The sequence below is a fragment of the Actinomadura sp. ATCC 39365 genome, from assembly GCF_054392275.1.
Map to the genome: position 1 here is coordinate 9932264 of NZ_CP184335.1, position 19002 is coordinate 9951265.

20 protein-coding genes are annotated in these 19002 nt (G+C 71.4%); 12 read left to right on the forward strand and 8 right to left on the reverse strand.

Going from position 1 to position 19002, the window contains the following annotated elements; translation table 11 throughout:
* Nucleotide 1 precedes the first annotated feature (1 nt).
* From ACNF49_RS47455 to ACNF49_RS47465, 3 genes are all read left to right on the forward strand, one after another.
* On the forward strand, nt 2–1519 hold the full coding sequence (locus tag ACNF49_RS47455) for an AMP-binding protein (RefSeq protein WP_482941818.1): 1518 nt from the start codon (nt 2–4) through the stop codon (nt 1517–1519).
* A gap of 173 nt (nt 1520–1692) precedes the next feature.
* The gene (locus ACNF49_RS47460; RefSeq protein ID WP_357983807.1) at nt 1693–3015 is read left to right on the forward strand and encodes an FAD-dependent oxidoreductase; all 1323 of its coding nucleotides are present in this window, start codon (nt 1693–1695) and stop codon (nt 3013–3015) included.
* Nucleotides 3016–3023: 8 nt separating this feature from the next.
* The gene (locus tag ACNF49_RS47465) at nt 3024–4136 is read left to right on the forward strand and encodes a DUF6986 family protein (protein WP_482941819.1); all 1113 of its coding nucleotides are present in this window, start codon (nt 3024–3026) and stop codon (nt 4134–4136) included.
* Nucleotides 4137–4173: 37 nt separating this feature from the next.
* Here ACNF49_RS47465 and ACNF49_RS47470 read toward each other — a convergent pair whose 3' ends face one another.
* A complete protein-coding gene (locus ACNF49_RS47470; protein WP_482941820.1) occupies nt 4174–4854 on the reverse strand; it encodes a copper homeostasis protein CutC in 681 nt (226 codons plus the stop codon).
* A 105-nt stretch (nt 4855–4959) separates the two neighbouring features.
* Here ACNF49_RS47470 and ACNF49_RS47475 point away from each other — a divergent pair, with 105 nt between their 5' ends.
* Nucleotides 4960–5871 (forward strand): serine/threonine-protein kinase, encoded by a 912-nt coding sequence (locus tag ACNF49_RS47475; RefSeq protein ID WP_482941821.1) that lies wholly within the window; start codon nt 4960–4962, stop codon nt 5869–5871.
* 11 nt (nt 5872–5882) lie between these two features.
* Nucleotides 5883–6473 (forward strand): hypothetical protein, encoded by a 591-nt coding sequence (locus ACNF49_RS47480; protein ID WP_482941822.1) that lies wholly within the window; start codon nt 5883–5885, stop codon nt 6471–6473.
* A gap of 64 nt (nt 6474–6537) precedes the next feature.
* Here ACNF49_RS47480 and ACNF49_RS47485 read toward each other — a convergent pair whose 3' ends face one another.
* The 4 genes from ACNF49_RS47485 to ACNF49_RS47500 all read right to left on the reverse strand — a co-directional run bounded on the left by ACNF49_RS47485 (nt 6538) and on the right by ACNF49_RS47500 (nt 10539).
* Nucleotides 6538–7140 (reverse strand): GNAT family N-acetyltransferase, encoded by a 603-nt coding sequence (locus ACNF49_RS47485; RefSeq protein ID WP_357983819.1) that lies wholly within the window; start codon nt 7138–7140, stop codon nt 6538–6540.
* Nucleotides 7141–7339: 199 nt separating this feature from the next.
* Nucleotides 7340–8080, reverse strand: coding sequence for a GntR family transcriptional regulator (locus ACNF49_RS47490; RefSeq protein ID WP_352363150.1), 741 nt, complete (start codon nt 8078–8080; stop codon nt 7340–7342).
* A gap of 851 nt (nt 8081–8931) precedes the next feature.
* Nucleotides 8932–9375 carry a Zn-ribbon domain-containing OB-fold protein gene (locus ACNF49_RS47495; RefSeq protein WP_482941823.1) on the reverse strand — a complete coding sequence of 148 codons (444 nt, stop codon included), beginning with the start codon at nt 9373–9375 and terminating at the stop codon, nt 8932–8934.
* Nucleotides 9376–9378: 3 nt separating this feature from the next.
* Nucleotides 9379–10539, reverse strand: coding sequence for a thiolase C-terminal domain-containing protein (locus ACNF49_RS47500; RefSeq protein ID WP_482945684.1), 1161 nt, complete (start codon nt 10537–10539; stop codon nt 9379–9381).
* Nucleotides 10540–10740: 201 nt separating this feature from the next.
* On the opposite strand from ACNF49_RS47500, the gene ACNF49_RS47505 reads away from it, so the two are divergent.
* The 6 genes from ACNF49_RS47505 (at nt 10741) to ACNF49_RS47530 (ending at nt 16622) form a co-directional block, all read left to right on the forward strand.
* A complete protein-coding gene (locus ACNF49_RS47505; RefSeq protein ID WP_482941824.1) occupies nt 10741–11355 on the forward strand; it encodes a flavin reductase family protein in 615 nt (204 codons plus the stop codon).
* A complete protein-coding gene (locus ACNF49_RS47510) occupies nt 11342–12463 on the forward strand; it encodes an acyl-CoA dehydrogenase family protein (protein ID WP_482941825.1) in 1122 nt (373 codons plus the stop codon). The genes ACNF49_RS47505 and ACNF49_RS47510 overlap by 14 nt, the downstream gene beginning before the upstream one ends.
* Nucleotides 12464–12474: 11 nt before the next feature.
* Entirely contained in the window at nt 12475–13248 is a 774-nt protein-coding gene (locus tag ACNF49_RS47515) for an SDR family oxidoreductase (protein WP_482941826.1), read from the forward strand.
* A gap of 63 nt (nt 13249–13311) precedes the next feature.
* A complete protein-coding gene (locus ACNF49_RS47520) occupies nt 13312–14607 on the forward strand; it encodes a DUF2252 domain-containing protein (protein ID WP_357983831.1) in 1296 nt (431 codons plus the stop codon).
* A gap of 28 nt (nt 14608–14635) precedes the next feature.
* On the forward strand, nt 14636–15841 hold the full coding sequence (locus ACNF49_RS47525; protein ID WP_482941827.1) for an ATP-grasp domain-containing protein: 1206 nt from the start codon (nt 14636–14638) through the stop codon (nt 15839–15841).
* A gap of 34 nt (nt 15842–15875) precedes the next feature.
* A complete protein-coding gene (locus ACNF49_RS47530) occupies nt 15876–16622 on the forward strand; it encodes an SDR family oxidoreductase (protein ID WP_482941828.1) in 747 nt (248 codons plus the stop codon).
* On the opposite strand, the gene ACNF49_RS47535 is transcribed toward ACNF49_RS47530, so the two are convergent.
* The 3 genes from ACNF49_RS47535 to ACNF49_RS47545 form a co-directional block, all read right to left on the reverse strand.
* Complete coding sequence (locus ACNF49_RS47535) at nt 16623–17438, reverse strand: ATP-grasp domain-containing protein (RefSeq protein ID WP_482941829.1); 816 nt, start codon at nt 17436–17438, stop codon at nt 16623–16625.
* A gap of 90 nt (nt 17439–17528) precedes the next feature.
* Nucleotides 17529–17786: a hypothetical protein gene (locus tag ACNF49_RS47540; RefSeq protein ID WP_352363132.1), complete on the reverse strand. Its 258-nt coding sequence runs from the start codon at nt 17784–17786 to the stop codon at nt 17529–17531.
* 32 nt (nt 17787–17818) lie between these two features.
* Nucleotides 17819–18073 carry a hypothetical protein gene (locus ACNF49_RS47545; protein ID WP_357983843.1) on the reverse strand — a complete coding sequence of 85 codons (255 nt, stop codon included), beginning with the start codon at nt 18071–18073 and terminating at the stop codon, nt 17819–17821.
* Between the two features lie 216 nt (nt 18074–18289).
* On the opposite strand from ACNF49_RS47545, the gene ACNF49_RS47550 reads away from it, so the two are divergent.
* Entirely contained in the window at nt 18290–18943 is a 654-nt protein-coding gene (locus ACNF49_RS47550; protein WP_482941830.1) for an NIPSNAP family protein, read from the forward strand.
* Nucleotides 18944–19002 lie beyond the last annotated feature (59 nt).

Below are 19002 nucleotides of genomic sequence, written 5' to 3' on the forward strand. Positions count from 1 at the left end.
GATGGCATCGATGCCCGACTGGGGGACGCTCCCCCGCATGCTGCGCGACCAGGCCGCCCGCCATCCGGACGCCGTCGCGGTCGTCGAGGGCGCCGCCCGCGTCACGCTGTCGGAGCTCAGGACGGGAGCCGCCGAGGTGGCCCGCGGGCTGATCGCGCTCGGCGTCGAGCCGGGCGACCGGGTGGCGATCTGGGGCTCGAACTCGGCGTCCTGGGTGCGGCACGCGTTCGGCGTCTGGGACGCGGGGGCCGTCCTCGTGCCGTTGTCGTCGCGGTACAAGGGCATCGAGGCGGCCGGGCTGATCGAGCGGACCGGGGTGAAGGTCGTCATCGTCGGCGATCCGCCGCTCGCCGGCCTGCTGCCGCCCATGGACGCCCGGGTGGCCGTACGCGCGGCCGGTGACCTGGACGCGGGCGGGGTGACCGTACGGGCGGGCGAGGAACGGGCGCTGGCGGTCGGGCCCGGCGACCTGTGCGAGATCATGTCCACGTCCGGCACCACGGGCACGCCCAAGGGCGTGATGCTCGACCACGCCCAGGTCCTGCGCGGCTACTGGGACTGGGCGGAGATCGTCACGCTGGACGAGCACGACCGCTATCCGGTGATCGCGCCGTTCAACCACGGGTTCGGGCTGAACGCCGGGCTCGTCGCGTGCGTGCTGCGCCGGGCCACGATGTTGCCGATCCCGGTGTTCTCGCCGGACGCCCTGATGTCGCTGATCTCCTCCGAGCGGGTGACGATCCTGGCCGGGCCGCCCACCCTGTTCGCCCGGATCCTGGACGAGCTGGACCGCGCCGACTGGGACGTCTCCTCGCTGCGGGTGGCCATCTGCGGAGCCGCCTCCGTGCCCGCCACGCTGATCACCCGGCTGGCCGAGCGGGTCGGCCTGGAACGGATGATCAACGCGTACGGGCTGATGGAGGGCACGGTCGTGTCCATGACGCGGGCCGGCGACCCCATCGACGTGATCGCGAACACCACCGGCAGGGCCGTCCCCGGCATCGAGGTCAAGATCGTGGACGACGACGGCAAGGAGGTCGCGCCCGGCCTGCGCGGCGAGATCCTGCAACGCGGCTACGGCGTCATGCGCGGCTACTGGGACGAGCCCGGCAGGACGGCCGAGGTGATCGACGCCGACGGCTGGCTGCACACCGGCGACGTCGGCGTGCTGGACGCGGCCGGCAACCTCGCCATCGTGGACAGGAAGAAGGAGCTCTACATCGTCAACGGGTTCAACGTCTCCCCTGCCGAGGTCGAGGCGCTCCTGCTGCGCGAGGGCTCGCTGGCCCGGGCCGCCGTGGTCGGCGTGCCCGACCCGGTCTCCGGCGAGGCCGGCGTGGCGTACGTGGTGCCCCGGCCGGACGCCCGCGTCACCGCCGGCGCGCTGCTGGCCTGGGCGAAGGCCAACATGTCCAACTACAAGGTGCCCAAGCGCGTCGAGGTGGTGGACGCGCTGCCCGTCAACGTCAACGGCAAGGTCGACAAGCTCGCCCTCCGCTCGCGGGCCGTCCCCGGATAGCGGCGTTTCAGGGGCTGCCATGAGGGGCCTCGTGAGCGAGAATCCGGTTGGACGGGTATTCACGGAAGACGGGTTCACCGGCGGGCGACCGGGGATACATCGAGCACACGGGCCGGTTGCACCTCTAGGGACGCGTCCTCCGCGTCGCACCTTCACCGGCATGAGGAGGCAGCGTGGCGTTGCACGTGGCGGTCATCGGGTCGGGCCCGGCCGGGATCTACACGGCCGAGGCGCTGGTCAAGCAGTCGGCCGAGCCTGTGCTGGTCGACGTCCTGGAACGGCTGCCCACGCCGTACGGGCTGGTCAGGTACGGCGTGGCGCCCGACCACACCTCGATCAAGTCGATCGCGAACTACCTGCGCAGGGTACTCGAACTGCCCCAGGTGCGCTTCCTCGGCGGCGTCACGCTGGGCGACCACGTCTCCGTCGCGGACCTGCTCGGCGTCTACGACGCGGTCGTCTACTGCACGGGCGCGATGGTCGACCGGCGGCTCGGCATCCCCGGCGAGGACCTGCCGGGCAGCGTGGCGGCCACCGACTTCGTCAACTGGTACTGCGGCCACCCCGACGTCGATCCAGGGCGCTTCACGCTGGACAGCTCCGAGATCGCGGTGATCGGGGTCGGCAACGTGGCCGTCGACGTCGTCCGTGTGCTGGCCAAGACGGCCGACGAGCTGCGGCACACCGACGTGCCCCACGACGTGCTCGACCGGCTGAGCCAGAGCCAGGTCAAGGCGATCCACATGGTCGGCAGGCGGGGGCCCGAGCACGCCAAGTTCACCCTGAAGGAGCTGCGCGAGCTGGGCGAGCTGGTCAACGCCGACGTCTGCGTGCGCCCCGACGAGGCGGCCGTCCTCGGCGCCGACTTCCCGCGCCAGGTCCAGGGCAACATCAAGGTCCTGCAGTCGTGGGCCGGCCGCGAGCCCGTGGGCCGGCCGCGCCGCCTCGACGTGCGCTTCTGGCTGCGGCCGGTGGAGATCCTGGGCGCCGACCGGGTCGAGGGGCTCCGGCTCGAACGCACCCGCCTGTCGGAGGAGGGCCGCGTCGTCGGCACCGGCGAGTACGAGACGCTGCCCGTCGGCATGGTGCTGCGCTCGGTCGGCTACCAGAGCGTCCCGCTGCCCGGCGTGCCGTTCTCCGAGCGGACCATGACCGTGCCCAACGAGGCGGGCCGGGTGCGCCCGCGCGAGTACGTGGCGGGCTGGCTCAAACGCGGGCCGACCGGCGTCATCGGCACCAACAAGTCCGACGCCGCCGAGACGGTCCGCACGCTGCTGGCCGACCTGGAGGGCGAGTCCCTGGAGGGCGGCGAGCGGATGTCGCGGCCGACGGTCGAGTCGCTGCTGGCCGAGCGGGGCGTGCGGCCGGTGACCTACGACGACTGGCTGGCCATCGAACGGGCCGAGGGCGAGCTGGCCAGATCGCTCGGCCGGGGCGAACGCGTCAAGCTGGTCGGCGTCGACACCATGCTCCGCGCCTGCGCCCACCTGGAATGAGCCCGTACGTGCCCGACGAGCCCGTGCCCGGTTTCGCCGAGGTGTACGCGGTGCAGCAGGCCCGCTACCCGATGGCCGAGCCGGGCCGGCAGCCGGTCCACACCGTCTACGTGCCCGCCGACCGTTTCTCCGCCTCGACCGTCGCCGAGTGGGGAGGGCGGGCGCTCTCGCTGGCCGAGGCGCATCTGGAGGCGTTCGCGCCCGACGTGCGCGACCGGGTGCTCGGCAAGCTGGCCCGCGAGCCGGTCGAGGACCTGCGGATCGACTTCGAGGACGGCTACGGCGTGCGCCCGTACGAGGAGGAGGACGGGCACGCCGATCAGGCCGCGCGGGCCGTGGCCCGTCTGCACGCCGCCGGGACCCTGCCGCGCCGGTGGGGGCTGCGGGTGAAGTCGTTCGCCGACGGCGACCCGGCGAGGTCGGTGCGCACGCTCGGCGGCTTCCTGGCCGGGGTGCTGGAGCATGCGGGCGAGCTGCCGGCGGGGTTCACGGTCACGTTCCCGAAGGTGCTGATGGAGGCGTACCTCGGGCAGTTCGCGGGCGTGCTGGAACGGCTGGAGGCGCGGCTCGGCCTGTCCGGGCTGCGCTTCGAGATGCAGGTGGAGGCTCCGCAGACGCTGCCCTTCCTGCGGGCCGAGCTGCCCGGGACGCTCGGCGGACGGCTGGCCGCGGCGCACTTCGGCGTGTTCGACTACACCGCCGCCATCGGCCTGCCGCCGCACGAGCAGCGGCTCGACCATCCGGCCTGCGACCACGCCAGGCACGTGATGCAGACGGCGTTCGCGGGCACGGGCGTCGAGCTGTCCGACGGCTCGCTGGCCGCCGGGCCCGCCTCCGACCGGGCGGAGGACGTCCACGCCCTGTGGGGCAGGCACGCCCGGCTGGTCGGCCACTCCCTGGCCCACGGCTTCCACCAGGGCTGGGACATGCATCCGGCGCAGCTCGTCAGCAGGTTCGCCACCGTCTACGCCTTCCACCTGGCCCACTACGACTCCTATCGGGAGCGCGTACGGGCCTGGGAGGAGCGGCGGGCGGCCGGGGGCGGCGTCATGGACGAGCCGGCCACCGTCAGGACGCTGGCCGCCGCCCTCCGCCGCGCCGACGCGGCCCTGTTCCCCTGAGCCGGGCGGCCCGGGGATCCCTGGGGCCCTGAGGGGCTCAGTCGCGCTCGACCAGGGAGCGCCACTGCCGGACCAGCCGCCACTCGACCGGGTCCGTCCAGCTCGCCCGTACGGCCGAGCCCACGTGGAAGGCGCGGATGCCGTAGTCCAGCAGGTCGGGCACGTGAGCGGGCTTGAGCCCGCCGCCGGCCAGGATGATCGACCCGTCGCCGGCCTCGGCCCTGGACCTGAGCGTGGACAGCCCCGCGCCGACCCCCTGAGGGGAGCCGGAGGTGAGCACGGTGGCCAGGTTGGGCAGCAGCCGCACGGCCCGCCAGGACGCCTGCACGTCGGCGGCGTGGTCGACCGCGCGGTGGAAGGTCCACGGGAGCGGCGAGACGGCGTGGATGAGCGCCTCGGTGGCCGCCAGATCGACCACGCCCGCGCCGTCCAGGAAGCCGAACACGAACCCGGCCGCGCCGGCCTGCGCGAGCTCCTTGGCGTCGCGGCGCAGCCGGTCCAGGACGTCGGGGTCGGCGGTGAAGTTGGCCGCGCAGCGGAGCATCACCATCTGGGGGAGGGGGCACTCCGCGGCGATCGCGGCGACCGTCTCCGGTGCGGGGGTGAGCCCGTCGGCAGCCATGTCGGCGACGACCTCCGGGCGGTCGGCGCCGCCCTGCTCGGCGGCCACGGCGTCGCGCACATTGAGCGCGATCACCTCAAGGAGGGATCCGGTCATGGCAAAGAGGTTATATGGCGCTCTGTCCACTTGCGCCGGAAACGCACGTGCCCATTGGGGCCGCTGCGGTACGATCTTGGCCCCACTCGACTGGCTGGAGGCTTGGTGCCCGAGGTGCTGGCGCTGTCGTCCGAGGATCCGGGGGCGGTCGGGCCGTACACGCTGGAGGGGCGGCTCGGGGCCGGCGGCCAGGGCGTCGTCTACGTGGGCCGGGACGGCGGCGGCGGGCGCGTGGCGGTCAAGCTGCTGCACGCGCACCTGATGGCCGACGAGCAGGCCCGGCGGCGCTTCCTGCGGGAGGTGGAGACCGCCAGGCGGGTGGCGCCCTTCTGCACGGCGCAGGTGCTCGACTCGGGGTTCCTGGGCGGGCGGCCGTACATCGTGAGCGAGTTCGTCGACGGGCCCTCGCTGCAGAGCGCCGTACGCGACAACGGGCCGCGCGGGGCGGCCGCCCTCCAGCGGCTGGCGGTCAACACCGCCACCGCGCTGGCGGGCGTCCACCAGGCCGGGGTGGTCCACCGCGACTTCAAGCCGGCCAACGTGCTGCTCGGGCCGGACGGGCCGGTCGTCATCGACTTCGGCATCGCCAGGGCGCTCGATCTCAGCCAGTCGGCGGTCAGCAGCCAGCCGATCGGCAGCCCGGCGTACATGGCGCCCGAGCAGATCGCCGGGGACGCGGTCGGGCCGGCGGCCGACCTGTTCGCGTGGGGCGCGACCATGGTCTACGCGGCCACCGGGCAGCGGGCCTTCCCTGGCGACTCGATCCCGCGCGTCCTGCACACGATCCTCCAGGGGGAGCCGGAGCTCGGGCGGCTGGACGGGGTGCTGCGGGAACTGGTGGGCGCGTGCCTGGCCAAGGACCCGTCGCTGCGTCCCACCGCCGCCCAGCTCGTCGAACGCCTACGCGCCGTCCCCGCCTCGCCCCCGATCACTTCCGGAACCCCTCACGGGCCTGCCGCTCCCGGCCCCTTCACGTCTCCCGCCGCTCCGGCGGGGGTGCGGGCAGGCGGCCGCTGATCGTCGGTGCGGTGAGCGTGGTCATGCTCGTCGCCGCCGCCACCGGCTACCTCGCCTGGGCCCCAGGCGAACGTACGGCGGGCGCGGCGGCCCCCACGGTGTCCTCACCCGCGTCCGCGCCGGTCTCCTCACCGGCCGTCACCACGCCGGAGGCGCCGACGCCCACCCCCGAGGGCTCGGCGCAGTCGTCGTCGGCCAAGGCCACGTCCAAGGCGGCCGCGACCAGGATCGCCGGCCCCACGCGCACGCCCGCCGCCACCCACAAGCCCCGCACCAGCCCGGCCGACCCCGCACCGGAAGCCCCCACCGCCACCAGGGAACCGGCCCGCAAGCCGACGAGCCGCCCCGCCAAGAGCACGCCGCCGCCCGACGACGACCCGCCGCCGCCGTCCCAGGGCACGATCACCTTCACCGACGTCCAGGAGTACTGCAAGGCGCAGGGCCAGAGCATGGGCGGCGGGACCTGGGACAACCTGTGGTGCTTCGGCGGCGCGCGCATCACCGCGACGACCGTGTGCCAGTGGAAGTTCCAGGGCCGCGACGCCGTGGCCGAGCAGCCTTCGAACAACATGGCCAACGAGGTGACCTGCCGCCTGACATGAGGCGGCGCGCGACCACCGGCCGGACCCGGCCCTCTTCCGGACCGGATCCGGCCAGAGGGGTTCGCTAGGCGCTGATCAGCTCCGCGACCGTCAGGTCACGGAAGGCCGTCGTGGACAGGTCGCGCGACGGCCGCTGGAACAGGGCCCCGGACGAGCGGTGCGGCAGGTCCACCGTACGGACGTGCCGGAAGCCGCGCATGCGGTAGTACTCCTGCAGCCGCGGGTTGGCCTTGGCGCAGTCGAGCCGGAGCCAGGGCAGCCCGGCGGAACGGGCCGAGGAGCAGGCCCAGTCGAGGAGCGCGTCGCCGAGCCCGCTGCCGGACCACGGCCTGGCCACGGCCAGCTTGTGGACGTAGAGCGCGGCCCCCGGGTCGTCGGACGGGGTCCAGAACTCCGGGTCGGCGTTGCCGTCGAGGGCGATGGTCGCCACGGGCGGGGCCTGGACGTCGGGGTCGAGATAGCGCAGCTCGTCGTCGAGCAGGTACAGGACCCGCTCCTCGATGAGCGGCTCGATCCGCTCGGGGCCGAATCCCTGCCGCGGCCACTGCCGCACTCCCTGCGTGTGCAGCCACTCGGCGGTGTCCGCGAGAAGCCTGAGTACGCCGGGAAGGTCCGCGGGCTCCGCACGCCGGAGTGCGAGCGGGTGAAGGAGGGTGTTTGTGTGCATAATACAGCCCTTCGATGCGTTGGGTGCCCATGCCGACACACAGCGTGATGACGCAATGTCGCGCAGGGGCGATATGGGTCCTCAACCCGATATATATGGATAAATGGCGATTTAGGGGAGTATGCACGACTCCCCTAGGCCAGCGAGGCGGCTTTCTCGCTGCGCCCGGCCGGCGGGATCACCCCTTCAACCGAGCCCGTCAGCGGCGACGATCGAGCTCGTATCTGATCAGATGTTTGTCGGCGGGCAGCACCGACACAGCGACACGCACTGGCATGTCGGCCCCGTCGTATCCGACTCGGACGTAGACCATGACTGGCGTGCCGAGTTCGAGTTGGAGGCGCTCGGCCTCCTCCTGGTTGGGCATGCGGGCCCAGATGTCGTCGACGACGCGAATCTGCGCGTGGCCGAGTTCTTCCAGGACCCTGTTCGCCCCGCGCGCGATGTCTCCGGGCCTGGCGATCTCGGAGTCGGCGACCAGATCACGGGGGAAGTAGGAGTCGTTGGTGTTGTACGGCTGGCCGTCGACGAACCGCAGGCGGCGACGCACGACCGCCAGCTCTCCGTCGGCCAGCTCGAGCCTGCTGGCGATCTCCTCGACGGGAGAAACCGTCAGCACTTCAATGTACTGGCTCGGCGCCCGGCCTTCCTGCGCAACGGCGTAGGCGAAGGCCTCCTTCAGTTCTCCGGTGGGCTGCGGCTCCAGCTCGCGCTGCGGGTAGATGAGCAGCGGCCTGCGGTCGCGGACCACCGTGCCGCGCCTCGGCGTGCGCGTGACCAGCCCCTCGTTGACGAGCTCCCCGAGAGCCAGCCTGACGGTGTTCCTGCTCACCCCGTGGTCTTCCATGAGCTGTGCCTCGGTCGGCAGCTGCGCCCCGGGGCCGAGGACACCCGAGTAGATGGCTCGACGCAATTCCGCCGCCACCTGCTGATACAGCACCGACCTTGCCACTTTCACCCCTTTTGTTCCAACAATTTAGACGATCTGGTTCTAGCAGGCCACAACCCCTTGACCGAAGCCCCTCGACCGGCCCATCATCCATTCGTTGGTACAAATCCATCTAAAGGCCGGTGAGGGGGTGGAGGCCAAGTGTTGCCGGTTCACTCGGACACGCCGTTCCTGCCCTGGCAGGACCCCCGCGAAGCAACTCGTTTACTGCGTTACGCGTTGCGGCGCGACGGGTTCTCCCACAAGCACCAGAGCAAGGGAAAGGCAATGTCCGTGCTCTCGGTGTCGACCGAACTGACCGTGTGGTGCATAGACGGATCCTTTGTCTGGAACGAGGAGGGTGGCGCCCCCGTCACGCACCCCATCGATGACCCTGTCGGTGCGGCTCGACGCAGCACCGTTCGTCACCGGCGGCACGTGCCTTCGCACACCCCCACCGACTCCGTGAGCGAACTCGCGGCCTAGGACTCCATCCCTCGCCGGAGTCCTGGCGTCGCCGTTCACGGGGCAGGAAGCGCGTCCTGGCGGGTCCCCCACGCCCGCCAGGACGCGCCTTCCTCCGAGAGGGACCTTCTTGCGCCGCCGTACCGCCCCCCGTGCCCGGAGGGCTGCGCGCCATCCGAGCCAGGCCCGGGCCGGCGGCAGGAGTCAGCGGTCGTGACCTCGGTGTCACGTCTGTCGCCGAGTCGCTACCGCACACGTACGCCGCCACGTCCGGGTCGCCTCCATGGTTGACGCCTCAGCTTCATCATCAACCCTCAGGGGCCAACCTGTAGGCACCTTCGCAATGGTGGGACTGGTGGGAATTTCCGGTACGAATCGAATGTCCGGATCTGGACCGATCAGCGGGAGGATGTGCGCTCGGGCGAATGGGCATCCGCGTCCCCGGTCAGGGGCTCCCAGTCGAGCAGGGTCAGCCGGTCGTCGATGCGCGTGCGCACCCCTCGTACGCGCTGGCCGGGCAGCGGCTCGGGGGCGGCGCCGCGCCAGTTCCCGTGCACCAGGCAGCCGGGCACGGCGTCCAGCCGGACCATCACCACGACGTACGGCTCCCCCGCCCCCGGCATGAAAGGCCGGCGGTTGACGATCCAGCTCTCGACCACGCCCTCGGCCGGCACCGGGAGCCACCGCCACGCCTCGCCCCGGCAGGACGGGCAGAAGGCCCGCGCCGGGAAGCGCGCGGTGCCGCAGCCGTCGCAGCGCTGCACCGCGAACCCCTCCCGCGCCAGGCGCTCCCACCACTCGGCGGAGTCCCGGTCGGGCTCGGGACGGGGACCGTGGGTCATCGGTCAGGACCTCCTGAGGATCAGGGCGGAGGTGGCGGGCAGGATGTAGCCGGGCTGGGCCGTCGAGAGCGCCACCTCGGCGCCGGGCACCTGCCGGTCGCCGGCCTCGCCCCGGAGCTGGGCGACCGCCTCGGCGACGTGGTTGACGCCGTGCACGTACCCCTCCGACAGGAAACCGCCGTGGGTGTTCACGGGCAGCTCGCCGTCCGGGGCCGTGGCGCCCGACTCCACGTACGGGCCGCCCTCGCCCTTGGCGCAGAAGCCGTAGTCCTCCAGCTGCACGATCACCGAGTACGTGAAGCAGTCGTAGATCTCGGCCACGTCCACGTCGCCGGGGCCGAGGCCGGCCTGCGCGTACAGGCGCGGGGCCAGGGCGGCGGCCGCGGTCACCGTGGGGTCGGCCGGGCCCGTGCCCGACAGGTGGGACGTGCCGCCGCCCCAGGCCGCCGCCGAGATCAGGACGGGGTGGCGGCGCAGGTCGCGGGCGCGTTCGGCGGTGGTGACGACGAGGGCGCAGGCGCCGTCGGTCTCCAGGCAGCAGTCCAGGAGGCGGAACGGCTCGGCGATCCACCTGCTGGCCAGGTAGTCCTCCAGCGTGATGGGGGTACGCATGAGGGCCCGCGGGTTCTTGACCGCGTTGGCGCGCTGGGTGACCGCGAGGCGGCCGAAGTGCTCGGACCTGGTGCCGTACCGGAGCATGTGGGCGCGGGCGTACATGGCGTACTGCTGCGGCGGGGCGAAGTAGCCGTACGGGGCCTGGTACTGGACCTCGGGGCTGACCGGCACGCCACGCCCGGTGCCGCCCATGCGGAACTCGGAACGGGCGTTGATCGCGCGGTAGCAGACGACGGTCTCGGCCATCCCGGTGGCCACGGCCAGGGCGGCCTGGCCGATGACGGCGTGCGAGACGCTGCCGCCGCCGAACTGGTCGAGGTGCCAGGCGAGGTCGGGCAGGCCGAGGGCGGGGGCCACCAGGGAGGGCGGGGCCGAGTCGCCGACGCGGTGGGTGGCCAGGCCGTCCACGGCGTCCGGGGGCAGGCCGGCGTCGTCGAGGGCGGCCAGGACGGCGCGGCAGGCCAGGGTGAGGGTGCTGACGCCCGAGTTCTTGGTGAAGGGGGTGTAACCGACCCCCGCGATGGCGGTCACATCCCGGAAATCAAGCAAGCGCTTGGGCACATAGATCACGCTATGCCCACCCTTTTCCCCATGTCAACCGCGGCGATCCGGCAGCCCGAGGAACGAGCGGCGGCCGGATCGCCGGGCCACGCTCCGGACGGATTGACAGGGTTTCCGGGACGGACCTAGTGTCCAAGCAAGCGCTTGGTATGTATGATGGGCGCAGTCGGTGACGAGGAGGCGGACCCCATGAGCACACACGCTGCCCGGCTCATCGCGCCGGACGGCTGTCGCGGCCTTCCGGCGCCCCACCAGCGCAGCAGGACTCGCAACGGAGCCGCCATGCCGCCCGGCCCAACACAGCACAACGGGAACGGCCAGGTCGACAGCCGCCGGTTCCGTCAGGTCCTCGGCAGGTTCGCGACCGGCGTGGTGGCGATCACCGCCCTCGACCCGGCGAACGACCAGCCGTGCGGCCTGGCGGCCAACTCCTTCACGTCCGTCTCGCTCGACCCGCCGCTGGTGGCCTTCTGCGTGGCCCACACCAGCACGAGCTGGCCCCGGGTACGCGGCGCGAAGGTCGTCACCGTGAACGTGCTGGCCGAGCACCAGCAGCCGGTCTGCGCGCAGATGGCGGCCAAGGGCGGCGACAAGTTCGCCGGTCTGGCCTGGACCGGCTCCCCCGGCGGCAACCCGGTGCTGGAAGGCGCGCTGGCCTGGCTCGACTGCGTGATCGAGGCCGAGCACCCGGCCGGCGACCACATGATCGTGGTGGCCCGGGTGCTGCAGCTCGACACGCACGCCGACGGCGGCCCCCTGGTCTTCTTCCAGGGCGGCTACGGGGGCTTTGTTGAGCCTGCGTGAGCAGGCCCGCGCCTGGCTGGAGGAGAGCCTGTCCGGCGAGTTCGCGCACGTCCGCGGTCTCGGCGGCCCCGGCAGGGAGCACGAGGGGCACGACCTGCGCCTGGCCTGGGAACGCCGGCTCGGCCAGGCGGGCTGGACCTGCCTGAGCTGGCCCGAGCGGTACGGCGGCCGGGCCGCCTCTCTCGACGACCAGGTCGCCTTCTACGAGGAGTACGCCAGGGCCGGCGCCCCGGCCCGGGTCGGCCTGATCGGCGAGGGGTTGATCGGCCCGACCATCCTGGAGTTCGGCACCGAGGAGCAGAAAGACCGCTTCCTCCCGCCGATCCAGCTCGGCGAGGAGCTGTGGTGCCAGGGCTACTCCGAGCCCGAGGCCGGGTCCGACCTGGCGAACGTCCAGACCAGGGCGCGGCTCGAAGGCGACGAGTGGGTGATCACCGGGCAGAAGGTGTGGACGTCGCTGGCCCACGTCGCCGACTGGTGCTTCGTCCTGTGCCGGACCGAGGAGGGCTCGCAGCGGCATCGCGGGCTGTCGTACCTGCTCGTGCCGATGGGCGGGCCGGGCGTCACCGTACGTCCGATCAGGCAGCTCACCGGCACCTCCGAGTTCAACGAGGTGTTCTTCGACGGCGCGCGCACGGCGGCGGGGAACCTGCTCGGGGCGCCGGGCGACGGCTGGCGGGTGGCCATGGCCACGCTGGGCCACGAGCGCGGCGCGTCCACGCTGGGGCAGCAGATCGGGTTCCGGCGGGAGCTGGCCGAGGTGATCGCGACCGCCCGGCGGACCGGGGCGGCCGAGGACCCGGTGCTGCGCGACCGGCTCGTCCGGTCGTGGCTGGAGCTGGAGATCATGCGGCTGAACGCCCTGCGGATGCTGGGCCCGGACCCGGGTCCGGAGGTGTCGATCGCCAAGCTCTACTGGTCGGAGTGGCATCGCCGGCTGGGCGAGCTGGCGCAGGAGGTCCAGGGGAAGGCCGGGCTCGTGGCGGCGGACGGTCTGAACGACCTGCAGCGCTTGTATTTGTTCAGCCGGGCGGACACGATCTATGCCGGGTCGAGTGAGATCCAGCGGAACATCATCGCCGAGCGCACTCTCGGACTCCCCCGCTGATTGGAGCACGGATGGCACCGCCCTATCCGAAGTCGCACGGTCTGCTCGACGGCAAGGTCACGCTGGTGACCGCCGCCGCGGGCGCGGGCATCGGCTACGCCACCGCCAGGCGCTGCGCGGAGGAGGGGGCGACGATCGTCCTGTCCGACCGGCACGAGCGCCGCCTGGCCGCCGCCGCCGAGGCACTGACCGAGCTGACCGGCGTCAAGCCCCTGGCGGTCCCGTGCGACGTGACGTCGGAGCCGCAGGTGCTGGCGCTGTTCGACGCGGTGGTGGAGGCGCACGGCCGGCTCGACGTGGTGATCAACAACGCCGGCCTCGGCGGTACGGCCCCGCTGGCCGAGATGACCGACGACCAGTGGCACACGGTCCTCGACGTCACCCTCAACGGCACCATGCGGTGCACCAGGGCGGCGGTCCGGCACATGATCGGCCAGGGCTCCGGCGTGATCGTGAACAACGCCTCGGTGGTCGGCTGGCGGGCGCAGCGCGGGCAGGCGCACTACGCGGCGGCCAAGGCCGGGGTGATGGCGTTGACGAGGTGCGTCGCGCTGGAGGTCGCCGAGCACGGCGTCCGGGTGAACGCGGTGGCGCCGTCACTGGCCGTGCATCCCTTCCTGGCGAAGGTGACGAGCGAGGAGCTGCTGGCGGAGCTGGCCGCCAAGGAGGCGTTCGGGCGGTCGGCCGAGCCGTGGGAGGTGGCCAACGTGATCGTCTTCCTGGCCAGCGACTACTCCTCGTACATGACGGGCGAGACCGTCTCGGTGTCCTCGCAACATCCCTGACCTGGCCCTGTCAGGGAGAATTCGGGGTAGGCGGCGAGGATCCGGCGGGCTACCGTCCGTGTCATGGGCACACGCTCCTCCTTCCTGCTCGACGTCCTGATCAGCGAGTTCGGCGAGTCGATCAAACGGGACCCGGCCGCCTTCCGGCGCAAGTTCCGCAAGATGGCGGCCTCCCCGTTCGCCTTCTACCGGGGCAGTGCCGGCCTGTTCTACGCCGACCTGACCGGCGACTTCGCCGACGGCTCCTACCTCGACGAGCCCACGGGCCGGGTCTGGATCCACGGCGACCTGCACGCCGAGAACTTCGGCACGTACATGAACGCCTCCGGGGTGCTGGTCTTCAACGTCAACGACTTCGACGAGGCCTACGTCGGCCCCTACGTCTGGGACCTCAAGCGCTTCGCCGCCAGCGTGGCGCTGATCGGCTACGCCAAGGCGCTGTCGGACGAGACGATCAGCGCGCTGGTGACCGAGTTCGCGCGGGCGTACCTGGCCGAGCTGCACGGCATCGCGACCGGCGGCGACGACGCCATCGGCTCGCTCACCCTGGAGACCACCGGCGGCGTGCTGCACCGGGTGCTGCAGACGGCGCGGCTCAGCACGCGGGTGGCGATGCTCGACGTGGAGACCGTCATCGACGACTACGACCGGCGCTTCGCCCTCATGGACGGCCGGGAGGAGGTCGACGCCGCGGCCCGGGAGAGGGTGCTGGCGGCGTTCGAGGGCTACCTCGGCACGCTGCCCACGCCGTCCAACCCGGTCGAGCACGTCGTCAAGGACGTGGCGCTGCGCAAGGGCGTGGGGATCGGGTCGGCGGGGCTGCCGTCGTACAACCTGCTGCTTGAGGGGCGTTCGCAGGCGCTGGAGAACGACGTCATCCTCTACATGAAGCAGGCCCAGGTGCCGGCCGTGGCCCGGTACGTCGACAACGAGAAGGCGGCCTCCTACTTCCTGCACCAGGGCCACCGCACGGCCGAGTCGCAGCGGGCGCTACAGGCATATGCCGACCCCTGGCTCGGGTACGCCTCACTCGACGGGGTGGGCCAGCTCGTGGCCGAGGTGTCGCCGTACTCGGCCGACCTCGACTGGGACGACGTCAACGAGCCGGACGAGCTGCGTTCCATCATGCGCGACCTGGGACGGGCGGTGGCGCGCATGCACTCGGTGGCCGACGACGAGTCCAGTCACGACCTGGTGGACTTCTCAACGGAGGAGGCGATCGTGGCAGTCATCAACGGCGATCAATCCGGATTCATCGGCATGTTGGTGGATTTCGCCCACCGATATGGGGCACAGGCTCGTGAAGACCATCAACGGTTCGTCGACCTGTTCAGGAACGGTCGCCTGCCCGGAGTGTGAGCCCTCGCGGCGGCCGCGGAGGAGCATCGTGCGTCATCTCATTGGGCTGCTGCTGGGGACCGAGGAGGACTGGCCGGCGGCGTTCGAGACCGTGTTACGCCGGTTGGGGCCGATCAAGGGGGTGGGCGAGTTCGACGTCGAGCGCATCACGATCGAGCCGTTCGACCTGCGTGCCAAGCCACGTCACGAGCTGGTGATCGACCGGCTGGCGTACTGGTACTACCACCCCCGCGAGTGGCTGAAGAAGATCGCCATGATGGACGACGTCTACCTGCTGAACAGCCCGTTCACGTTCCAGTCGATGGAGAAGCACGCGGCCTACTGCGCGATGATGCGGCTGGGGCTCAAGGTGCCGGAGACGGTGCTGGTGCCGTACAAGAACCCGGTGGACAACTCCCGCTACGCCTACACCGCCGAGCGTTACAACCAGTCCTTCGACCTCGACGCGGTCGCCGAGCGCATCGGCTATCCGCTGTTCATGAAGCCGTACGACGGCGGCGCCTGGCGGGGCGTCTCCCGCGTCCGCGACCGCGACGAGCTGCACCGCGCCTACGACGAGAGCGGCGAGATGCTCATGCACCTCCAGCAGTCCGTCGAGGGGTACGACGCCTTCGCCAGGTCGTTGTCGATCGGCGCGGAGACCATGGTCATGCGCTTCCGCCCCGACGAGCCGATGCACGCCCGGTACGCCGTGGACCACGAGTTCCTCTCGCCGTCCGTGGGCGAGGAGGTCGTCACCGTCGGGCGGCTGGTGAACGCGTTCTTCCGCTGGGAGTTCAACTCCTGCGAGACGCTGGTCAAGGGCTCCGACGTGCACCCGATCGACTACGCCAACGCCTGCCCCGACGTGGCCCTGACCAGCCTGCACTACTACTTCCCCTGGGCGATCAAGGCGCTGGTGAAGTGGAGCGTGTTCTGCGTGGCCACCCGCCGCCGGCCACGCATCGACCTGGAGACGCACGACTACTTCGAGGTCACCGGCGACTACGGGGAACGGCTGGCCCGGTACCGCGAGCTGGCCGACCGGTACTTCGAGGTGGACCGGTACGAGGAGTTCTGCCGGACCCATCTGGCGCACATCGACGAGATCGTGCTGGAGTGGGTGGCCGGGCCGGAGTTCGACCGGCTGCTGGTCGACACGGTGGCGGCCACGTACCCGGCGGCCGAGCGCGAGCGGTTCACCGAGCACTTCCGGGGGCTGTTGCGACTCTGGGTGAAGGACGAGGGCAGCTAGTAACCGACCAGTCGGTATGGCATGCTTCCGGAACATGAGTCTGTTCTCGGTGGAAGGCAAGACGGTCGTCGTCACCGGCGGTTCGCGCGGCATCGGCCGCATGATCGCCGCCGGGTTCGTCGCGGCCGGCGCGACCGTCGTCATATCGGCACGCAAGGCGGCGGAGGTCGACAAGACCGCCGCCGAGCTGGGCTGCACGGCCGTCCAGGCCGATCTGTCCACGCCCGAGGGGGTGGACACGCTGGTCACGGCGGTGGGCGGCCCGCTGCACGTGCTGGTCAACAACGCCGGCGCCACCTGGGGCGCGCCTCTGGAGGAGTATCCGGAGCACGCCTTCGACAAGCTCTGGGACATCAACGTCAAGGGCGTCTTCTACCTGACCCAGCAGTTCCTGCCGAACCTGCGCGAGGCGGCCGACCCGGACGACCCGGCCCGGGTGATCAACGTGGGCTCGATCGACGGCATCCGGGTGCCCGCCCTGGAGAGCTACGCCTACTCCTCCACCAAGGCGGCCGTGCACATGCTGACCCGCCACCTGGCCAGGCAGCTGGCCAAGGAGCACATCACGGTCAACGCCATCGCCCCCGGGCCGTTCGACTCCAAGATGATGGCCTTCGCCCTGGACGACCCCTCCACCCGCGCCGCCATCGCCTCGACCGTGCCCCTGGGACGGATCGGCCGGCCCGACGACATGGCGGGCGCGGCCGTCTTCCTGTCCTCGCGGGCGGGTTCGTACCTGACGGGCACGGTCATCCCGGTGGACGGCGGGATCTCCTGCTGATCAGACCAGCTCCCCCAGAGCCCTGGCGAAGTTCGCCGCGGCGTCCGGCGCGTACCGCAGGAACAGGTACGGCTCGGTCAGCTCCAGCTCGATGACCACCGGCGTGCCGTCGGACAGCCGGACCAGGTCGATCCTGGCGTAGAGAAGGGCGTGGGGAATGGCTGCTAGCACCTTCTCGGCCAGGTCGACCTGGTCCGGGGCCGGGGTGCGGAGCTCGGCCCGCGCGTTGTAGTCGAGGGTCGCCTCCGCCGCCAGCATCGGATGGCGGCGGACGGCGTGGCTGAGGCGGCCGTTGAAGTACAGCAGGGAGGTCTCGCCCTCCGACTCCACCATGTCGAGGTAGGGCTGGACCATCGGCTGCCGCCCCGCGGCCTCGAGCGCGGCGGCCAGCTCCGCGGCCTTGTCGCGGTCGGTGGTCCTGGTCGTGTCGCGGGCTCCGGCGGAGATCGCGGGCTTGACGACGTACTCGGGCCAGTCGGGCAGGTCGTGGGCGGACCAATGGGTGGGCACGGTCGGCACGCCCAGGTCTCTCAGGTAGGTCTTGTCGGTGTTGCCCTCGAGGACGACGGCCGGGTTGAGCAGCTTGGTGACGGACTCGACGCGGCGGGCCCAGGCCAGGAACTCTTCGCGCCGGTCGATGTAGTCCCAGGCCGATCGCACCACGACGGCGTCGTAGGCGCTCCAGTCGGCCGCGGGGTCGTCCCAGCGTTCGGCGCGGCCTTCGATGCCGTTGGCCTGCCAGTGGGAGAGGGCGAGGTCGCGCTCGTCGTCGAGGCCGGTTGGGTCATCAAAGGTGACATATGCACAGTTCGTCATCCAGGGATGGTAGTGGGAGCGGGCCGGGCCGCCTCGACCCGGCCCGCACGGGGACGCCCTCTCCGCGCCGGAGGGCGCCCCCGGGTCCGGCTAGGAGTCGACGCTGGTGCCGGCGTGGCTGTCGTCGGTGGCGGTCGTGGCGTTGCCGTTGACGTTGTTGACGCTGGTGGCGTCGGTGCCGCTCACGTTGACGTTCACGACGTTGCCGAAGTTGTTGCCCGACTGGGAGGTGTCATGGTTGGAGCTGGAGTTGCCCGCGGTGACGTCGGCGTGGGCCGGGGCGGACAGGAGCGTCAGGGCGGCGGCCGCGGCGACGGCGCCGGTGGTCACGCAGAGCTTCTTCATCATGTCGATGTCCCTTCCTCAGAGCTGTACGGAGGTCAGTAGAAGATGTAGGTCACCGCGATGCCGCCGTCGGTGGCGGTGGTCGCGACGCCGTTGATGTTGTTGACGTTGGTCGAGTCCCAGCCACCGCGGTTGGCCGCGGAGACGTCGCCGAAGTTGTTGCCCGACTGCGACGAGTCGCTGTTGCTGCTCCAGTTGTCGGACCAGGTGTCAGCGTGGGCGGGAACGGCCGCCATGGCGACGCCGGCCGCGGCCAGCACGGCACCTGCGGCGCACAGCCTTTTGATCACTTCTGCTCCTTCACCGGTGAGGACCCCTGCGAGGACGGCGGGCGCCAGGGCCCTGGGCAACCGCCGCCCCCTTTTTGACCTTCTGTGACCCATTGGGATCAAGGTCAATGCGACTATATAACTCTGCGTTGCCGTTCGGTAGCTTAGAGTGATCAGAACATTGTTCGCCGCCTACCCTGACATGAGATGGCAGCGACCCCGCCCTAACGTCCGGGCATGATCTACGAACTACGGCGGTACACCCTTCACCCCGGACGGCGCGACACGCTGATCACGCTGTTCGAGCGCGAGTTCGTCGAGCCGCAGGAGGAGCTCGGCATGCGCATCGCGGGCACCTTCCGCGATCCCGACGCGCCCGACACCTTCACCTGGCTGCGCGCCTTCCCCGACATGGAGGCGCGCCGGGCGGCGCTGGAGGGCTTCTACGACGGCCCGGTCTGGCGGGCGCACCGCGACGCCGCCAACGCCACGATGATCGACTCCGACGACGTGCTCCTGCTCCGCCCGTCCGGCCCGGAGCTGCCCTCCTGGGAACGGCCGCCCGCGGGCGCCGCCGAGCCGCCGGACGCCCTGTACGTCGCGACGATCTGCCACGTCGGGGCGGGCTTCGCCGAGTTCTTCGCCCGGCGGGTCGCGCCCGCGCTGGCCGAGGCCGGGACGCCGCCGGTCGGCTGCCTGGAGAGCGAGCACGCCGAGAACACCTTCCCCCGCCTGCCCGTCCGGACCGGGGAGAACGTGTTCGTGTGGTTCACCCGGTTCGCCCGGCCCGAGGACGAGCGCCGGGCGGACCTGCCCATGCTGGACGCCCGCCTGACCGCCCCGCCGGTGCGGCTGCGCCTGCGTCCCACCGCCCGGTCGTCGATGCGCTGACGACTTCTTCCAACCCTCGGGCCCTCGGTGGAGTTGATTTCCTACATGGACCGCTACGA

Excerpts from the sequence above, each read along its gene's own strand:
- ACNF49_RS47540 (WP_352363132.1), bottom strand. The coding sequence starts at position 17,786 with ATGATGAAGAAGCTCTGCGTGACCACCGGCGCCGTCGCCGCGGCCGCC.
- ACNF49_RS47505 (WP_482941824.1), top strand. The coding sequence starts at position 10,741 with ATGAGCACACACGCTGCCCGGCTCATCGCGCCGGACGGCTGTCGCGGC.
- ACNF49_RS47550 (WP_482941830.1), top strand. The coding sequence starts at position 18,290 with ATGATCTACGAACTACGGCGGTACACCCTTCACCCCGGACGGCGCGAC.
- ACNF49_RS47485 (WP_357983819.1), bottom strand. The coding sequence starts at position 7,140 with ATGCACACAAACACCCTCCTTCACCCGCTCGCACTCCGGCGTGCGGAG.
- ACNF49_RS47530 (WP_482941828.1), top strand. The coding sequence starts at position 15,876 with ATGAGTCTGTTCTCGGTGGAAGGCAAGACGGTCGTCGTCACCGGCGGT.
- ACNF49_RS47535 (WP_482941829.1), bottom strand. The coding sequence starts at position 17,438 with ATGACGAACTGTGCATATGTCACCTTTGATGACCCAACCGGCCTCGAC.
- ACNF49_RS47470 (WP_482941820.1), bottom strand. The coding sequence starts at position 4,854 with ATGACCGGATCCCTCCTTGAGGTGATCGCGCTCAATGTGCGCGACGCC.
- ACNF49_RS47495 (WP_482941823.1), bottom strand. The coding sequence starts at position 9,375 with ATGACCCACGGTCCCCGTCCCGAGCCCGACCGGGACTCCGCCGAGTGG.
- ACNF49_RS47455 (WP_482941818.1), top strand. The coding sequence starts at position 2 with ATGGCATCGATGCCCGACTGGGGGACGCTCCCCCGCATGCTGCGCGAC.
- ACNF49_RS47520 (WP_357983831.1), top strand. The coding sequence starts at position 13,312 with ATGGGCACACGCTCCTCCTTCCTGCTCGACGTCCTGATCAGCGAGTTC.
- ACNF49_RS47515 (WP_482941826.1), top strand. The coding sequence starts at position 12,475 with ATGGCACCGCCCTATCCGAAGTCGCACGGTCTGCTCGACGGCAAGGTC.